The 16,733-nt window shown below is 63.1% G+C and carries 17 protein-coding genes and 2 pseudogenes; 5 read left to right on the forward strand and 14 right to left on the reverse strand.

All coding sequences use genetic code 11. The features are described from left to right. Positions 1-94 precede the first annotated feature (94 nt). From AC19YT_RS11480 to AC19YT_RS11490, 3 genes and pseudogenes are all read left to right on the forward strand, one after another. Positions 95-862 carry a sulfite exporter TauE/SafE family protein gene (locus tag AC19YT_RS11480; RefSeq protein ID WP_500610274.1) on the forward strand — a complete coding sequence of 256 codons (768 nt, stop codon included), beginning with the start codon at positions 95-97 and terminating at the stop codon, positions 860-862. A 40-nt stretch (positions 863-902) separates the two neighbouring features. After that, a pseudogene (locus AC19YT_RS11485) lies at positions 903-1,083 on the forward strand (cytochrome c); the annotation flags it as partial. Positions 1,084-1,290: 207 nt separating this feature from the next. Next, complete coding sequence (locus tag AC19YT_RS11490) at positions 1,291-1,875, forward strand: DUF6630 family protein (RefSeq protein ID WP_500599382.1); 585 nt, start codon at positions 1,291-1,293, stop codon at positions 1,873-1,875. Between the two features lie 132 nt (positions 1,876-2,007). Here AC19YT_RS11490 and AC19YT_RS11495 read toward each other — a convergent pair whose 3' ends face one another. The 3 genes from AC19YT_RS11495 to AC19YT_RS11505 all read right to left on the reverse strand — a co-directional run bounded on the left by AC19YT_RS11495 (position 2,008) and on the right by AC19YT_RS11505 (position 3,468). After that, the gene (locus tag AC19YT_RS11495; protein WP_095110487.1) at positions 2,008-2,526 is read right to left on the reverse strand and encodes a cysteine hydrolase family protein; all 519 of its coding nucleotides are present in this window, start codon (positions 2,524-2,526) and stop codon (positions 2,008-2,010) included. Between the two features lie 222 nt (positions 2,527-2,748). After that, a complete protein-coding gene (locus tag AC19YT_RS11500; RefSeq protein WP_095110579.1) occupies positions 2,749-2,910 on the reverse strand; it encodes a DUF2986 domain-containing protein in 162 nt (53 codons plus the stop codon). Between the two features lie 78 nt (positions 2,911-2,988). Further along, positions 2,989-3,468 carry a VOC family protein gene (locus tag AC19YT_RS11505; protein WP_500599380.1) on the reverse strand — a complete coding sequence of 160 codons (480 nt, stop codon included), beginning with the start codon at positions 3,466-3,468 and terminating at the stop codon, positions 2,989-2,991. Positions 3,469-3,526: 58 nt separating this feature from the next. On the opposite strand from AC19YT_RS11505, the gene AC19YT_RS11510 reads away from it, so the two are divergent. After that, positions 3,527-3,787, forward strand: a complete 261-nt coding sequence (locus AC19YT_RS11510; protein WP_500610275.1) for a hypothetical protein — start codon at positions 3,527-3,529, stop codon at positions 3,785-3,787. On the opposite strand, the gene AC19YT_RS11515 is transcribed toward AC19YT_RS11510, so the two are convergent. Further along, positions 3,754-4,992 (reverse strand): MFS transporter, encoded by a 1,239-nt coding sequence (locus tag AC19YT_RS11515; protein ID WP_500610276.1) that lies wholly within the window; start codon positions 4,990-4,992, stop codon positions 3,754-3,756. The genes AC19YT_RS11510 and AC19YT_RS11515 overlap by 34 nt on opposite strands. A gap of 133 nt (positions 4,993-5,125) precedes the next feature. On the opposite strand from AC19YT_RS11515, the gene AC19YT_RS11520 reads away from it, so the two are divergent. Next, on the forward strand, positions 5,126-5,596 hold the full coding sequence (locus AC19YT_RS11520) for a winged helix-turn-helix transcriptional regulator (protein WP_095110483.1): 471 nt from the start codon (positions 5,126-5,128) through the stop codon (positions 5,594-5,596). Here the strand turns inward: AC19YT_RS11520 and AC19YT_RS11525 are convergent, their stop codons facing one another. The 10 genes and pseudogenes from AC19YT_RS11525 to kdpA all read right to left on the reverse strand — a co-directional run bounded on the left by AC19YT_RS11525 (position 5,597) and on the right by kdpA (position 16,678). Beyond that, positions 5,597-6,460, reverse strand: coding sequence for a methyl-accepting chemotaxis protein (locus AC19YT_RS11525; protein ID WP_500610299.1), 864 nt, complete (start codon positions 6,458-6,460; stop codon positions 5,597-5,599). It lies immediately after the preceding gene. After that, positions 6,455-7,210, reverse strand: a pseudogene (locus AC19YT_RS11530) (MCP four helix bundle domain-containing protein); the annotation flags it as partial. The pseudogene AC19YT_RS11530 and the gene AC19YT_RS11525, both read right to left, overlap by 6 nt. 172 nt (positions 7,211-7,382) lie before the next feature. Beyond that, the gene (locus AC19YT_RS11535; RefSeq protein ID WP_500599375.1) at positions 7,383-8,078 is read right to left on the reverse strand and encodes a tRNA (adenine(22)-N(1))-methyltransferase; all 696 of its coding nucleotides are present in this window, start codon (positions 8,076-8,078) and stop codon (positions 7,383-7,385) included. Positions 8,079-8,151: 73 nt separating this feature from the next. After that, the gene (locus AC19YT_RS11540; protein ID WP_500599374.1) at positions 8,152-8,445 is read right to left on the reverse strand and encodes a hypothetical protein; all 294 of its coding nucleotides are present in this window, start codon (positions 8,443-8,445) and stop codon (positions 8,152-8,154) included. Between the two features lie 67 nt (positions 8,446-8,512). After that, positions 8,513-8,665 (reverse strand): hypothetical protein, encoded by a 153-nt coding sequence (locus tag AC19YT_RS11545; RefSeq protein WP_176465145.1) that lies wholly within the window; start codon positions 8,663-8,665, stop codon positions 8,513-8,515. 137 nt (positions 8,666-8,802) lie between these two features. After that, on the reverse strand, positions 8,803-9,495 hold the full coding sequence (locus AC19YT_RS11550; RefSeq protein WP_500610277.1) for a response regulator: 693 nt from the start codon (positions 9,493-9,495) through the stop codon (positions 8,803-8,805). Further along, positions 9,492-12,182, reverse strand: a complete 2,691-nt coding sequence (locus AC19YT_RS11555; protein ID WP_500610278.1) for a DUF4118 domain-containing protein — start codon at positions 12,180-12,182, stop codon at positions 9,492-9,494. Before AC19YT_RS11555 ends, AC19YT_RS11550 begins: the two co-directional genes overlap by 4 nt. A 55-nt stretch (positions 12,183-12,237) precedes the next feature. Then, the gene (gene kdpB / locus AC19YT_RS11560) at positions 12,238-14,304 is read right to left on the reverse strand and encodes a potassium-transporting ATPase subunit KdpB (RefSeq protein ID WP_500610279.1); all 2,067 of its coding nucleotides are present in this window, start codon (positions 14,302-14,304) and stop codon (positions 12,238-12,240) included. 11 nt (positions 14,305-14,315) lie between these two features. Then, a complete protein-coding gene (kdpC, locus tag AC19YT_RS11565) occupies positions 14,316-14,960 on the reverse strand; it encodes a potassium-transporting ATPase subunit KdpC (RefSeq protein WP_095110476.1) in 645 nt (214 codons plus the stop codon). Between the two features lie 14 nt (positions 14,961-14,974). Next, complete coding sequence (kdpA, locus tag AC19YT_RS11570) at positions 14,975-16,678, reverse strand: potassium-transporting ATPase subunit KdpA (RefSeq protein ID WP_095110475.1); 1,704 nt, start codon at positions 16,676-16,678, stop codon at positions 14,975-14,977. Positions 16,679-16,733: the final 55 nt, after the last annotated feature.

Below are 16,733 nucleotides of genomic sequence, written 5' to 3' on the forward strand. Positions count from 1 at the left end.
AGGAGGCTCAATAATGCGAGTGGCGGCATAGTCTCCGAGTAAAATGTCGTCAGATCACCTTGTCATGATTACAAGTACTGGCTGGATGATTGATATGCACGTTGAATACGCCTTGGTTGCGTTAGGTTTTTTTGCATTCTGTGGTGGCCTGATTGACGCTGCGGTTGGCGGTGGAGGCCTGGTACAGGTACCAGCACTTTTGCATGCCCTGCCCCAGTACAGCCTGGCCACTGTTTTTGGAACCAATAAGCTGGCCGTACTGGCGGGCAACCTATCATCCATACTCACCTATGTAAAAAGAATAAAGATCATCTGGAAGCTTATGGTTCCAATGATAATCTCGGCGTTTGCATTTGCATTTCTTGGCGCAGTTTCTGTTTCGCTCGTACCTAAAAAATTCATGGAGTATGTAGTATTCATTATTTTGATAGCCATGGCGGCCTATACATTTGCCAAGAAGGATCTAGGCCGTGTTCATTTAAAGCAGAACTACCGAAGAAAGGAAATCCTATTAGGGACTTGTTTTGGGGGGCTCATCGGATTTTATGATGGTGTATTTGGGCCAGGTAGTGGAAGCCTTCTGCTTTTCGTTTTCGTAAAAGCCTTCGGCTTCGACTTTTTAAATGCGTCCGCTTCGGCAAAACTGGTCAACTTAGGTACGTTCATTGCGGCGCTTATATTTTTCATCCCCTCGGGCAATGTGTTATGGACAATCGGGGGAGTGGTCGGGATTTGCAATATTGCGGGCTCCCTCACAGGCACGTTTTTGGCGCTGCGCTATGGAAGTGGCTTTATCCGAGTGTTCTTTTTGATTTTGCTCGTGTTTTTGATAGGCCGAATGGGCATTTCTATATTTTTATAAAAAACCACAACCTATCTTTTACCGTAAAGGGCAGCCTATGGAACGATTACATGACTACACAGGCGTTATTGCCTCGTCGATCATACTTCGCCCCAATGGAGATTCGCCCCCCTGAAACCTTGCAAGAGAATGGAGTCAAACTATCGCCACACGCTTGGAGCGTTCAGGACCTGCGCGATTTAAATCAATACATGAGTGGGGTGATTTTTAAATACCGATGAATCTTTGCCCCTTGCCCTTGAGCCATGCCGTCCCCACTGATTTTCCCCGTGCCGGAACCTTTCATGGCAGGCAAGTGTCGATCACAGGTAGATACAAACCCGCAACAGGTCGACAAATTTCACGGCGTGCCAGTTAATTCGACAGCGGTAAGCCTCGATCGGCAGCCACTATTTCAGTTGTAACTTCACGGTGTTCCAGGGAGTGGTATGGGTTTATTAGATCGGTTGTTTGGTGGGCGTTTTACCATGCCGCCACCTGAAGAAACCAACCTCAGCGCCTCGGCAATCATGAAAGAGCTACGGCCTGAGCAAGCTGACCCCGCGCAGAAAAAAGCCCTCGAAGCCTTTACCCAGGCGCTGGTCGCTGTCGTTCCGGAAAAAGAAGGCGCCAGGCTTGTGCGGCGTGTCATGCGCAGGTTCGCAATGGGTGACGACCCGTCCGGCGCCCTCACCGAGGGGCTGCTGAATGACTCAAAGGGGCAAAAACTTGAACACCTCGTTCTAATGAGCATGGATTGGAGAAGTCATGACGTGTTTGAGTATCAGGCGCCGTATCTGGTTCGCGCCCAGGACCTGACAGAGCCCTACGTTTATGTGCCCAAAGAGGCTACATCGATACCCGAGGTACTCGACAACTTTGATCGATGGTTGGCGCAGTTTGGTAAGCGTTATTTTCACTTGGACGACGGAGGTGAGAATTACAACGGGTTTATTGGTGACGCCGATCGAGTAGCGCACATTATTGAACTGGCCGAACGGGCAGGCCTAAAAGTCAGCCTTGAGAGTTCTTAAAGGTCCAAGTGCAAAAGCGAACCGGGCGGTGGCCGACCTGTTGTGCCAGGACAGCGGCGAGGCGTTGATGTGATGCCCCCCCTGCCCCCAAAACAGACAGATCGGCCCTCCTGTGGGCCGATCCGCCCGCCCTTAGAAATGCCAATCCTCAGCCCGTAGGACGCGGCAGAATGCTCCCGCCAGCGTTGTGTTGTGGTGAGCGATTATTGCGTCGGCCTTCAGCGCCGGGGTGTCTGAGCAGGTATGGCCATCGGCGATCAGCACCGCCTCGAACCCCATATCCCGGGCGGCGCGGCAGGTGCTGTCGACGCAATACTGGGTTTTCATTCCCGAGACCACCACACCTTCCACGCCACAGGCGCGCAGATGATCGGCCAGGGCCGTGTTGACGAAGGCGTTGGGCCGGGTTTTCTCGAAAACCACTTCGTCGCCCTGTAGCAGCAACTGCGGGACCAGTTGCGTCAATGGGCTTCCCGGTTCGATCGGTGAGCCGGGCGGGCCCACATGGCGGGCGAGAAAAATCGGCGCGCCGGCGTTCCGGGCGCTGTTTAACAGCGTATTGAGGGTGTCTAGCAGCGCTTCGCCGGCCCAGGGTTTTTCCGGGCCATGAAACAAACCCACCTGCATATCGAGAATCAACAGTGCGTACATGGTGCTTTTCCTTGCGTTTTGGCCAGCGACGCAAGGGCAGAAAAAAGGCCCTTTCCATCACTGGCGGGCCTTTGAAGTGTGTGGGTTATTGGCTCACGGCACCTCTCACGACTCGCCTTTGGCGGTCGTGGTGGTCGTGGTCAAGAGAGCGGGCGATTGATTCATGGCATTGACAGTAGCTGCGCTGCCCTGAGCGAGCAAGCGCTTATTGGCATTGGGCCATCAGCTCTCAGAAGGCATGATGGGATCATCACCCGCCTCGGTAGCCATTTTCAGGCGGTCGGCTTTGCTGATGTATTTAGGCTTGTTCTGCGGTGCCAACTTGGCGCTGGCCTTTTTGGCATGGGCCTGTAGCAGTTGCTTGATCTTTTTACGACGGTTCATCTTTTCTGCTCGGCGGGTCGATGGCGTGATGGTATCAGTTTGGAGCATCGAGCCATCAGGCTTATGCCCCCCTGCAACCTACCCCTTCACCGCCGCCTCGATCCTGGCGATATCAATCTTGCCCATCTCCATCATCGCCTCGAACGCACGTTTGGCCACCGCCGGGTCCGGGTGGCTAATGGCTGCCGTCAACTGGCGCGGGGTGATTTGCCAGGACACGCCCCACTTGTCCTTGCACCAGCCGCAGGCGCTTTCCTGGCCGTCGTTGGCGACGATGGCGTGCCACAGGCGATCGGTTTCGGCCTGGTCATCGGTGGCCACTTGAAACGAAAACGCCTCGGTCGGTTTGAACGCCGGGCCACCGTTCAGGCCCAGGCAGGGTATGCCCATTACGGTGAACGCCACCGTGAGCACATCGCCCTGCTTGCCCGCCGGGTAGTCACCGGGCGCGTGGTGCACCGCGTTAACGGCGCTGTCGGGGAAGGTCTGGGCGTAGAAGGTCGCGGCTTCCAGCGCGGCGCCATCGAACCATAGGCAGAGGGTGTTTTTGGCGGTCATGTCGGGTTTCCTCGAGGGTGGGTTGCCCTGTGGATTCTAGTCGCTGGTCACTGCGCCCATGGGCGATGGTGACGCCCTTCATCAGTGCCCCGGGGCCCTCGCCGCCACCGCCCTGCCCCTGGTGCGCGACGGTTTGGTGCTCGGGCCCCATGCCCACGCGGTGCTGTGGCTGGATCGGCTGCTGGCCGGGCAGTGTGGTGGCGGTGCAGACGCCGGTGCTACCGCGTGTTGCGCCACCTTTGCGGCGGGGGCCGATGAAGGCGCCGTGGAAGCGAGCGCGGTGCATCAGTTGCAACAAGCGTTGCGCCAGCGCCCGTAGAGCCACATCAACAGCGCCACGCCACTGATGCCGGCTCCCAACGCGCTAACGGCGCCCCAGCCCCAGCGCCCATAGACCTGGGTCCCGGCCACGGCGCCCAGGGCGCTGCCCAGGGAATAGAAGCCCATGTAGGCGCCGACCATGCGGCTCTGGGCGTCGGGCCGGGCGGCGAAAATCAGGCTCTGGCTGGTGACATGCACGGCTTGCACCGCGAAATCGAGGAGGATCACCCCACACACCAGGGCGAGCAGCGAGGTTTCGCTAAAGGCGATGGGCAGCCAGGCCAGCAGCAACAGCCCCAAGGAGATGCCCGTCACCCGTTGCCCCAGGCCTTGGTCGGCCCAGCGCCCGGCGCGCCGCGCGGCGAGCGCACCGGCCACGCCCGCCAGGCCGAACAGGCCAATGGCCGTGTGGGACAACGACCAGGGCGCGGCGCTGAGCGGCAGCACCATGGTGGTCCACAGCACCGAAAACGCGGCGAACACCAGCAAGGCCAACAGCCCCCGCGCCCGCAGCAACCGGTCGCTGCGCAGCAGTTGGAACAGCGAGCCCAGCAGCGCCCGGTAAGTCTGCGTGCCCTTGCCGGCCACAGTGGCCGGGGCCACTTTCCACAGCACCGCCGCGATCACCAGCATCAAGGCCGACGATACGAAATACACCGCACGCCACCCCGCCAGGTCAGCGACCAGCCCCGAGGTGAAGCGCGCCAGCAAAATGCCCAGGACGATGCCACTGGTCACCGTGCCCACCGCCTCGCCCCGTTGCGCGGGGCTCGCCAGGGCGGCGGTGTAGGCCACGAGAATCTGCACCACCACCGCCAGCAACCCCACCACCATCATCGCCGCCAGCAATGCCAGCCATTGCTGCGCCGCGCCGGCCGCCGCCAGTGCCAGTGCCGACAGCAGCACCAGGGTCAGCACCAGCCGTTTGCGGTTGAGCAGATCCCCCAGCGGCACAATAAACAGCAGCCCCAGCCCATAGCCCACCTGGGTCGCGGTCACCACCATGCCAACAGTGGCCGCGGCCACGCCCAGGCTTTGGGCGATGCTGTCGAGCAGGGGCTGGGCGAAGTAGACATTGGCCACCGCCAGGGCGCAGGTCACCGAGAACAGCCAAGTCAGGGCCGGCGACAGGCCCTGGGCGGGCCGTGCCAGCGGCGTGTGAAGGGCAACGCATAGGGGCTCTGAATCAACATGGGCTTTCATCTGCACTTCCGTGGGGCTAAGCTGGTTTCAATTGGCAACTAGATTGGCATTGTTAACCCATCAGGTTTCAAATCGCAACCACATCCTCGAAAGCCCTGCCCACTGCGGCAATGCTCTGCACAAGGTAAACACCATGACCCTAGAAGCCCCCCAGCCCACTCGCGAATGCCCGGTGGCCCGAACCCTGGAAGTGCTGGGAGATCGTTGGTCACTGCTGATTATTCGCGACGCATTCGACGATATTCGCCGCTTCAGCGAGTTCCAGAAAAGCCTCGGCGTGGCCAAGAACATCCTCGCCGCACGGCTTAAAAACCTGGTGGAGGTGGGCCTGTTGCAGGTGCGCCCCGCGTCCGACGGCAGCGCCTACAAGGAGTACGTGCTCACGGCCAAGGGCCGCGAGGCGTTCCCGCTGATCGTGTGCCTGCGCCAGTGGGGCGAGCGTTTTCTGTTTACCCCTGGGGAAACCCGCTCGGTGTTGCTGGACAACGCCACCGGGCAAGCGCTGCGGCCCCTCGTGGTGCAATCCGCCAGCGGCCGCGCCCTGGGCCCGGCCGATTGCCACCGGCAACGCTGGGTCGACGGCCAGGCGCCGGCCGCTGAGTAATCACAGGCGAAAGCGGTCCACCGATTGCGCGAGCTGGCCGGCCAGTGCCGAGAGTTCGTCGGTGGTGCCGGCCGTTTGGCCGATGACCCGGGTATTACCGGCGGACATGTCGGCGATCATCTCCACCTGATGGGCGATTTCGTTGCTGGCCAGGCCCTGCTCGCCAATGGTGCGGCTGATGTCGTTGACCAGTTGGGTGGTGCTCAGGGTGGCTTCGAGGATCTCGCGGATCGCCCGCTCCACATCCGCCGTCACCGCCATGCCCTTGTCCACCTGGGCCACGCCCGCTTCCATGCTGGTCACCGCTTCGCGGGTGCTCGTTTGGATACGCGCCACCATGGCGGCGATTTCCTGGGTCGAGGCACTGGTGCGCCCCGCCAGGCTACGCACTTCGTCGGCCACCACGGCAAAACCGCGGCCCTGCTCACCGGCCCGGGCGGCTTCGATGGCGGCGTTGAGCGCCAGCAGGTTGGTCTGGTCGGCGATGCCCTTGATGACTTGGATGATGCTGAAAATCCCCTCGGACTCCTTGTCCAGGGTGCGGATCACCTGGGCCGATTCCTGGGCCGAACGGGCGATGCCGTCCATGTCGCTGACCACTTGATGGATCACCCGCCCGCCGTTCTTGGCCAAGGCTTCGGCCTGGTTGGCCATTTGCAGCGCATGTTGGGCGTGGCGGGTGATTTCTTCGATGCTGGCGGTCATTTGGCTGGTGGCGGCCGACATGGTCCCCGCCGCCGCGCTTTGCTGCTGGCTGCTGGCCGCCACCTCATGGCAACCGCTGCTCAACTGCTGGGTCATGCCCGAAACGCCCTGGGCATTGCTGCGCACCACCTCGATCATGCCGCGCAGGTCACGCTGCATCACCGCCAGGCTGCGGATGAGCATGCTCGCTTCATCGCGGTTGGCCGGTTCCGGGATCGGTTCGCTGAGGTTGCCGTGGGCGATGCTGTCGGCAATCCGCCGCGCCACCTGAAGCGGGGCCATGATGCTTTTGGTCACCCAAACCCCCTGGGCCACCACCAGCAGCAAGCACAGCGCCAGCACCACAGCCAGGGTCAGGTTGGCACTGTGCACCGCCGCACGGGTGCGCTCGCCACTGGCCTTGGAGTTGCTCTCGATCAGTTCGCTCAAGCTGGCCATCTGCCCTTCCAGCTCGGTAAACGCCGTGCTGAAGCCGCCCAGTTGCTGTTGGGCCGCCTCCGGGTCGTCCAGGGCCAGGGCGACCATCCGCTCGCCCGAAGCGATGTAGGCGTCGAGGCTGGGCTTGAGGTGGGTCAGGGCCGCTTCGAGGGTGTCGTTGAGGGGCAGTTCCAGGTTCTCCCCCAAGGCCTTGCGAAAATTCGCCGCGTGTTCATTCAGCGCCGTGAGCACTTCATCGCGGCTGCTGACGCTTTTGTTAAGCCCCACCAGCATCGCCGCCAGCACGTCGGCGCGCAGGGCGTCGTGCATCATGTCGGCTTCCAGGTGATTGCTCAGGGCGGTCATGCTGGTTTCGCTGTCGAGCATCGCGACCTGCATGCGTTCATTGCCCAGGTAATTGACCAGGCCAACGATGAGGACGGTGAGCACACTGGTGCCGATCAGCAGCAACAGACGGAGTTTTATAGTCATCCTTGGGCCTTCTGCGGTGAGGGAGCGACGCGGGCTGCTGCGTGCGGCGATATCAGGCTTATCGGCCGCAGTCACCGGTCATTGAAGACTATTTGTAGGTTTTCGCCGCTTGAAGGCCAGGCAATCAGAAAGTTTGCTGTAGGCAACCGCCCCAAGCCCACCGGTTCCCGCCTCAGGCCAGCACCTCGGCGATCCACCGCGCCTGGCGCGCGATGTCCCGTACCTTCGCCTCGGGCAGCGCTTGCCGGGCCCGGGCCAAATGGCTCAACACCCGTTGTTTCTGGCGCAGCAGGCGTTGCCACTTGAGCAAAAACGCCGGGCTGCGGGCTTGCAGTTGCAGCGGGCCGAAGTACAACTGCTGGGCGCTGTAGGCCACCGGTGCGCCGCGTTCGGCGACGATGATTTCGTAGTCGAAGCGGTTTTCCCGCAGCACCTCTTCGCCGACGATGCGGTAGCCGTTGTCCATCAGCCATTGGCGCAGTGGCGGCTCGCCGCCGTTGGGTTGCAGGATCAGCCGCTCCCGGCCGCTCAAATGCGCCTTGCCCGCCTCGAGGATGTCGCGGATGGTTTCGCCGCCCATGCCGCACAGGCTGATGGCGCTGATGTCGTCGTGCGCCATGATCGCCCCCAGGCCATCGGCCCGGCGCACGCTGATGCGCTGTGCAAAACCGCTTTCGTGCACGGTGCGCTGGGCGGCGTTGAACGGCGTCAATGCCACCTCGCCCGCCACCGCCGCCGCGATGGCGCCCCGGGCCATCAACGCCACCGGCAGATAGGCGTGGTCCGAGCCGATATCGGCCAGCCGCGCGCCGGCCGGCACGTGGGCCGCGACGCGCTCGAGGCGCATGGACAAGGTCTGTTCGTTCAACGGCGTTCCCCTTTTCAGCCCAACCGCCCCACACCGCTGGCGGGGCCGGGGCGCGATTCTGTCGGGCCAGGGGCTATTGGGCAAGCTGCGCCGCTTGCACCGGCACCCAGCCTTTTTTCAGGTAGTCCTGGGTCACGATGTGTTGAATACGAAAGGCGTAGACCAACGGCAGGCCAACCACCGGTAACAGCAACCACGGCGGCCCGGCCAACAGGCCGATACCATAGGCAACTATCCAGAGTGCCAAGTGCGGCCAGAGTTCTGCGTAATACAAGTAAATAGGCCCAAAAAACACCACCGCCAACACTTGATCCGTGCCTATTTCTACCACTTTGGCCGAGCCGGGCTTGCGATAATAACGGGCCATGATGAGAGTCCCTCAACCCAACTTAACGTTGCGTTCACTGAAACTAAGATTTTTAAACCAGCGAAACTTACTTTTTCACGCCTTGCGGCCTGGCGGGCTTTGCACCCGGCTTTGCGCGCTTTACGCCATGCTGTTTGCCCAGGTACTCGAACACAAGCGAGGCCAGGCCAAACACGCCAATCATGGACATAATCAACCATCCAAGATCTTCGTTACTCATAATAAACCTCAGGCTTAGACACTTAGACAACGCCATCATAAGTCGCCCATCTTTATATACAAGCGACTATACGGTTTCTTTACGGGTAATAATTAGTTCTCTACAGGCAGTGTACGAGCCCATTGGCGAATGGCGGATTAAAGACCCACCAACCGATAACCCACTTGCAACTCGGTAATAAAGTGCTGCGGCTGCGCGGCATCCACTTCCAGTTTTTGTCGCAAGTGCGCCATGTGTACCCGCAAATAATGAAACCGCTCCACATAATCGAGCCCCCACACTTCCAGCAATAACTGGCGATGGGTCATGACCCGGCTCTGGCCGCGGATCAGCGCGCACAGCAAGCGGTATTCAATGGGCGTCAGGTGCACCAGCACGCCGTCGCGGCGCACTTCGTGGGTGGCCAGGTCCACCGCGATGCTGCCGAAGGTCACTTGGCTGGTGGCGGCCACGTTGCCAGTCAGCACATGGCGGCGCAGTTGCGCGCGGATGCGGGCCAACAGTTCCGGCACGCCAAAGGGTTTGACCAGGTAATCATCGGCGCCCGCATCCAGCGCCGCGACTTTCTCTTCCTCGCGGTCACGCGCCGACAGCACCAGGATCGGCACCGCCAGCCAGCCGCGCAGTTCGGTTATCAAGTGCTTGCCGTCGCCGTCGGGCAAGCCCAGGTCAACGATCACCAGGTCCGGTTGGCGGCTGGCGGCGTGGATCAGCGCGCGCTTGACGCTGTCGGCCTCGAATACCTGAAAACCTTCGTCCTGCAGGGCAATGCCGACAAAGCGGCGGATATTGGCCTCGTCTTCAACGATAAGGATGCGAGCACTGGTCATAGGGTTTCCATGCTCGGCGGCTGCCCCGCCGGTAAGGTGATGATGAAACGGATGCCCGTGCCGGTGTGGGGCACAGCCTCGATATGGCCGCCATGGGCTTCGACGATGCGCCGGCTCAGGGCCAGCCCCAGGCCGATGCCCGCCACAGGCGATTCCTGGCGCCCGCGGGTGAACGGCTCGAACAGGGTGTTCAGGGAGCTGCCCTCGGGGCAACCCGGCCCGTTGTCGCTGACCTGCAAAATCAGGCTGTCGCCTGCGGCCCGTGCCTGGACTTCGATCAGGCTGCCGGCGGGAGTGTACTTGGCGGCGTTGTCCAGCAGGTTGACCAGCACCCGCTCGATCAGCAAGGCGTCGACCTCCACCAGCGGCAACTGCGGGGCCATGGTCGTGCGTACCTCATGCCGGGCCAGAGGCTCGCGCAGTTGGCGCAGGGCGCTGCCGACGATTTCTTCCAGTGAATGCCACTGGCGGTTCAAACGCACCCCGCCCTCCTGCATGCGCGCCATGTCCAGCAGGTTTTCGATCAGGCGCTGCATGGAGCTGGCCTGCTCGTGGATACCGCCGAGCAAATCGCGCAGCGGCCCGGGCGGGGCATGGGGGGCGGCCGCATCCGCCGCGCCCATGATGGTGGTCAGCGGCGTGCGTAAGTCGTGGGAAATGGCGGCAAGCAAGGTGTTGCGCATGCGTTCGCCCTCCATCTGCACCAGGGTGCTTTGCGCCACTTCGACGTAGTGCACCCGTTCCAGGGCGATGGCCAATTGGCTCATGCAGGCTTCCAGCAGGCGCCGTTCCTGGGGGTCGCTCAGGCGTTCGGGTTCGGCCAGCGCCAGCACCAACACCCCACGCACCCGCATCGGCGCCTTCAGCGGCCAGTAGCAGCCCTGGGCGGCGGCCAGGGTATCGGTGCCCTGGCCGGCCGGTTGGCCATGGTCATAGGCCCATTGGGCAATGCTTTCATCCACCGCAAAAGCGCCGCCGACGCCATGCACGCGGTCGTCCAGATCCGGCAGGGCCAGGCCGACCCGCGCCTCGAACACGCCGCTGAAGGTGCGCAGGGCCACTTCGCTGATCTGCTCCACCGTCAATGCCGCCGAGAGGTCGCGCGCCAACCGTGCCAGGGAGGTGGCCCGGCGCTCGCGCGCCGCCGCGCTGCGGGCCTCGAACCGCAGGCGCGCGGTGAGTTGCCCGGTAAACAGGGCGATGCCCAGCATCAAGGCGAAGGTGAAAAAGTATTGGGTGTCGTTGACGGTGAATGACAAGCGCGGCTGCACGAAAAAGAAGTCGAAGCACAGCACCGCCAGCATCGCCGCCCACACGCCGGGGCCGCGCCCCCAGCGCAGGGCCACCAGTACCACGGTGAGCAAAAACAGCATGACCACGTTGGCCGGGTCGAACACTTGCAACAGCAGCGCGGCCACCGCCGTCGCGGCAAAGCACGCCAGGCTGGCCCATAGATAGGCCGGGGCGCGGCTGGGGGCCAATGCGCCCTCGGCCTTGGCCACCGGCGCCGCCGCCCGCGGCAACGGGCCATGGGCGATGACAATCTGGTCGATCTGCGGGTGGCGGCGGCTGATGCGGTCGCTGACCGACTGATGCCAGAACTGCCAGACCTTGCGCGGGCAGTGCCCCAGCACCAAGCGGTTGGCGTTGTGCTCACGGGCGCAGGTCACCAGGGCCTCGGCCACATCCAGGGCGCTGAGGGTGGTGGTGTCGGCGCCGAATTCGGCGGCCAGGGCCAGGGTTTTCATGGCGCTGGCGTAGCGGTTCGCCGCCGCGCCCCGGCGTTGCGGGCCGCTGACGTGGACGACAATCCAGTCCGCCTCCAGTTTTTGCGCCAAACGCGCCGCTTCGCGCACCAGGCGCTCGTCCGAGGGGTGCCCCGCCACGCCCACCAGCAGGCGTTCGCGGGCCGGCCACAGGGTGATGATCGAGCGTTCGCGGCGGTAGTCGCGCATTTGCGCATCGACCCGGTCTGCGGTGCGGCGCAGGGTCAGTTCCCGCAGCGCCAGCAGGTTGCCCTTGCGAAAGAAGTTGCGCGAGGCACGCTCGGCCTGGGGCGCCAGGTACACCTTGCCATCCTTGAGCCGGCGCAGCAGGTCGTCGGGCGGCAGGTCGATCACCAGCACTTCATGGGCGTTGTCGAACACGTGGTCGGGCACCGTTTCGCGCACGCGTATGCCGATGATGCCGCTGACGATGTCGTTGAGGCTTTCCAGGTGCTGGACGTTGAGGGTGGTCCACACGTCAATGCCGGCGCGCAGCAGTTCTTCCACATCCTGCCAACGCTTGGGGTGGCGTGAACCGGGCACGTTGCTGTGGGCCAACTCATCCACCAGCAACACGTCGGGGTGGCGCGCCAGGGCGGCATCCAGGTCGAACTCGCTCAGGGCGCAGTCGCGGTGCAGCATGCTGCTGCGCGGCAACACCTCCAGGCCTTCGAGGCGCTCGGCGGTGTCGCGCCGGCCGTGGGTTTCTACCACGCCGGCGACCACATCGCGGCCCTGGCGCTGCTCCTGGCGGGCGGCGCTGAGCATGGCGCAGGTCTTGCCCACCCCGGCGTTGGAGCCAAAGTAGATGCGCAGCTTGCCCTGGCGGGCGGCATGCTCTTGTTGTTGCAGTTTTTCCAGCAGGGCGTCCGGGTCGGGGCGCCCATCCGGGGAAACAGTAAGGGTGTCGATGACAGCCATGGCAATCCTTGTGAAACGGCAACGGCGCCTTCGCGGCGCCGTGCAGTCAGTCCTTTCAGACCAGGCCGAGGCCGGTCAATAGCATGTCGATAAGTTTGATCCCCGCAAAGGGCACCAGTACCCCGCCCAACCCATAGATCAGCAGGTTGCGATTGAGCAGCGCCGCCGCGCCTATGGCCCGGTAAGCCACGCCCTTGAGCGCCAGCGGGATGAGGAACACGATAATCAGCGCATTGAAGATCACCGCGCTGAGGATCGCCGAGTTCGGGCTGGTCAGCTGCATCACGTTCAACGCCCCCAGTTGCGGGTAAGTGGCGACGAAAGCGGCCGGTACGATAGCAAAATACTTGGCCACATCGTTGGCCACGCTGAAGGTAGTCAGCGCGCCGCGGGTCATGAGCATCTGTTTGCCCACTTCCACCACCTCGATCAACTTGGTCGGGTTGCTGTCCAGGTCGACCATGTTGCCCGCTTCCTTGGCAGCCTGGGTGCCGCTGTTCATCGCCACCGCCACATCGGCCTGGGCCAGCGCCGGGGCGTCGTTGGTGCCGTCACCCGTCATGGCCACGAGCTTGCCCTGGGCCTGGTAGTCGCGGATCAATTGCAGCTTGTCCTCGGGGCGCGCCTCGGCGAGGAAGTCATCCACCCCCGCCTCTACCGCGATGGCGGCGGCGGTGAGGCGGTTGTCGCCGGTAATCATCACGGTTTTGATGCCCATGCGCCGCAACTCGGCGAAGCGCTCCTTCATCCCGCCCTTGACGATGTCCTTGAGCTCGACCACCCCCAGCACCTGAGCCCCGTCGGACACCACCAGCGGCGTACTGCCACGGCGTGCCACTTCATCGACCTTGGCCTGCAATGCCTGGGGGAAGCTGCCGCCCAGGGCCTCGATATGGGCGCGAATGGCATCGGCCGCGCCTTTGCGCAATTGCCGGCCACTGGGCAGGTCAACACCACTCATGCGGGTTTGCGCGGTGAAGTGCACGAAGCTGGCCTGCAACGCCTGCAAGTCCCGGGCGCGCAGGTCGAACTTCTGCTTGGCCAGCACCACGATGCTGCGCCCTTCCGGGGTTTCGTCGGCCAGGGAGGCGAACTGCGCCGCATCGGCCAGGTCCGCTTCCTTGATGCCGGGCGCGGGCAAGAATGCGCAGGCCTGGCGGTTACCGAGGGTGATGGTGCCGGTCTTGTCCAGCAACAGCACGTCCACGTCGCCGGCCGCCTCTACGGCGCGGCCGGAGGTGGCGATGACATTGGCCGACATCATCCGGCTCATGCCCGCTACCCCAATGGCTGACAACAGGCCACCGATGGTGGTGGGAATCAGGCAGACCAACAACGCCACCAGCACCGTGGCGCTGACCACGCTGCCGCTGCCGCTCATGGCCACGGCAAAGATCGAGTACGGGCTCAGGGTCACGATCACCAGCAGGAACAGGAACGTCAGGCCCACCAGCAAAATGGTCAGGGCCACTTCGTTGGGGGTTTTCTGCCGTTTGGCCGACTCGACCATGGAGATCATCCGGTCCAGGAACGACTCGCCGGGGTTAACGCTGATACGCACCACCAACCAGTCGGACAGCACCCGGGTGCCGCCGGTGACCGAGGAAAAGTCCCCGCCCGCCTCGCGGATCACCGGTGCCGACTCGCCGGTGATGGCGCTCTCGTCCACCGAGGCCACACCTTCGATCACCACCCCGTCCAGGGGCACCAGGTCGCCGGCCTCGATCAGCACCACGACGTCCTTGCGCAACAGGCTGGCCTCGCTCGGCGCCCAGGCACTGCCGTACTTGGGCTGCTTGAGCACCTTGGCCAGGGTCTGGCGCTTCATGCTGCGCAGGCTGGCGGCCTGGGCGCGGCTACGGCCTTCGGCCAGGGCCTCGGCGAAGTTGGCGAACAACACGGTGAACCACAGCCACAGGGTGATGCTCAGGATAAAGCCACTGGGGGCTTCGCCAGCGCCGCCCAAGGATTGCAACCACAACAGGGTGGTGAAAATGCTGCCCAGGTAGACCACGAACATCACCGGGTTTTTCCACTGCGCCTGGGGTGCCAGTTTCTTGAAGGCATCCAGGCAGGCAGTCAGCACAATGGTGCGATCGAACAACGGTTTTTTGCTACGCATGGTTGTGTCTCTTACTCACTGGCCGCGAGAGGTTGCTGATGCACGGGAGCCTGTGCATCGAGCGCGAGGTTGAGTTGCAGCACATTGACCCGAGGCTCGCCCAAAAGGCCCAGGGTGCGCTGCTCGGTATGGGCCTGAACCTGCTTCATCAGCTCGGCTTCAGGCACCTTGCGCAGGCGTGCCACCCGCGCCACCTGGAGCTGGGCGTTGGCCACGGAGATGTGCGGGTCCAGGCCCGAGGCCGAGGCCGTCACCGCATCCACCGGCACCAAGGCATCCGGCGCCAGGCCGTTGAGTTGGCGGTAGTCCTGGGCGCGCTGAGCCACCTGGTCGATGAGTTTCTGGCTGGTCGGGCCCAGGTTGCTGGCGCCACTGGAGCCAGCGTTATAGGGCTTGTCGGCGGTCATGCTGGGGCGCCCTTGGAAGTATTCGGGGCGCGAGAAGTGCTGGCCGATCACGGCGGAGCCGATTACCAGGCCATCACGTTCGATCAGGCTGCCCTGGGCCTGATAAGGGAACATCACGTTGGCCACCAGGGTGGTCGCCAGCGGATAGCCCAGGCCCGTCAGCAGCAGGAAAAACCCCGCCGACACCAGCACCGGGCGCAACAGCCCCTTGACCAGCGGTTGGGTCTTGATTGCAGTTTGAGTCGTCATCACACAGCCCCTTATTAGTACGTCTGGCCGGACAGCAATTGCAGTTGCTCCACCAGCGGCCCCAGCGCGAGCGCCGGCAGGAAAGTCAGGCCACCGACCACCAACACCACGAACACCACCAAAAACATGAACAGCGGCGTCGCCGTAGGAATGGTGCCGGCACCGGCCGGGATGTTTTTCTTCATCGCCAGGGAACCGGCCACCGCCAGCATCGGCAGCATGGTAAAGAAGCGCCCGATCAACATGGCCAGGCCAATGGTGGTGTTAAAGAACGGTGTGTTGGCATTGAGCCCGGCGAACGCCGAACCGTTGTTGGCCGTGCCCGAGGTGTAGGCGTACAGCACCTCGCTGAACCCGTGGGGGCCAATGTTGTTGAGGCTTTTGAGGGTGTCGGGCCACAGCGCGGCGATGGCGGTGAAACCGAGGATGCTGATCGGGTGCGCGAGCACCGAGAGCATCACCAGTTTGATTTCCCGGGCCTCGATCTTCTTGCCCAGGAACTCGGGGCTGCGGCCGATCATCATGCCCACCAGGAACACCGTCAGCAGCGCGTACTGGATCAGGTTGATAAAGCCCACGCCGTCGCCGCCGAACACGCAGTTGAGCATCATCTGCGCCAGGGGCACGAAGCCGCCCATGGGGGTCAGGGAGTCGTGCATCGCGTTCACCGAGCCGGTGGTGGCGCCGGTGGTGGTGGTGACGAACAGCGCGGTGTCGGCGATGCCGAAGCGCAGTTCCTTGCCTTCCATGTTGCCGCCGCTCTGGCCGGCAGACAGCACCTGGTCGGCGCCGGCCTGGGTCAGCAGCGGGTTACCGCTTTGCTCGGCGCTGTACACCACGCTCAAGAAGCCGATGAACATCACCAGGAAGGTGCCGAAGAACACCCAGCCCTGGCGGCGGCGCAGCAGCATGCTGCCGAAGGTGTAGGTCAGGGCCGACGGGATCAGCAGCATGCTCAGGATGTGCAGCGCGTTGGTCAACGGCGTCGGGTTCTCGAACGGGTGCGCGGCGTTCATGCTGAAAAAGCCGCCGCCGTTGGTGCCGATGTGCTTGATCGACTCGAAACTGGCCACGGCCCCGACAATCAGTTGCTGCTGCGCGCCTTCAAGGGTGGTGGCCAGCGCCTGGGACGCCAGGGTCTGCGGCATGCCCTGCCAGACATACACCAACGCCATGGCAAAGCACGCCGGCAACATCACGCGGTAGAGGATGCGGGTGAAGTCCACCCAGAAGTTGCCGATATCCGCCGAATTGGAACGGCTCAAACCGCGAATGAAACCTGCCGCGGCGACCACCCCGGAGGTAGCGCCCACGAACATCAGGAAGGTAATCACCGCCATCTGGCTGAAGTTCGACAGGCTGGTTTCGCCCGAGTACGCCTGCCAGTTGGTGTTGGTGATAAAGGACGCGGCGGTGTTGAACGCCAGGTCCGGGGTTTGCGCCGCCAGTTCCAGCGGGTTGAGGGGCATGCTGCCCTGCAGGCGCAACACCAGGTAGCCGAGCAGCATCATCGCCGCGTTGGCCAGCAGCAACGCGCTGGCGTAACGGGCCCAGCCCATGGTTTCGCGCGGGTCGATCCCCAGCAAACGGTAAGTGCCGCGTTCCAGCAAGGCATGGCCCGGCCCGGTGAACACCCGGGTCAGCCATTTGCCCATCAACACGGCCAGCACGGTCATAAGACCGAGCATCACCGCAAATTCCAGCAGATTGCTCAACATGTCGATGCTCCGTTCAAATCTTGCCCAAGGCGCCGATGCCCAGGGCCGTCGCGCC

This window comes from Pseudomonas sp. MF08875, assembly GCF_059862525.1.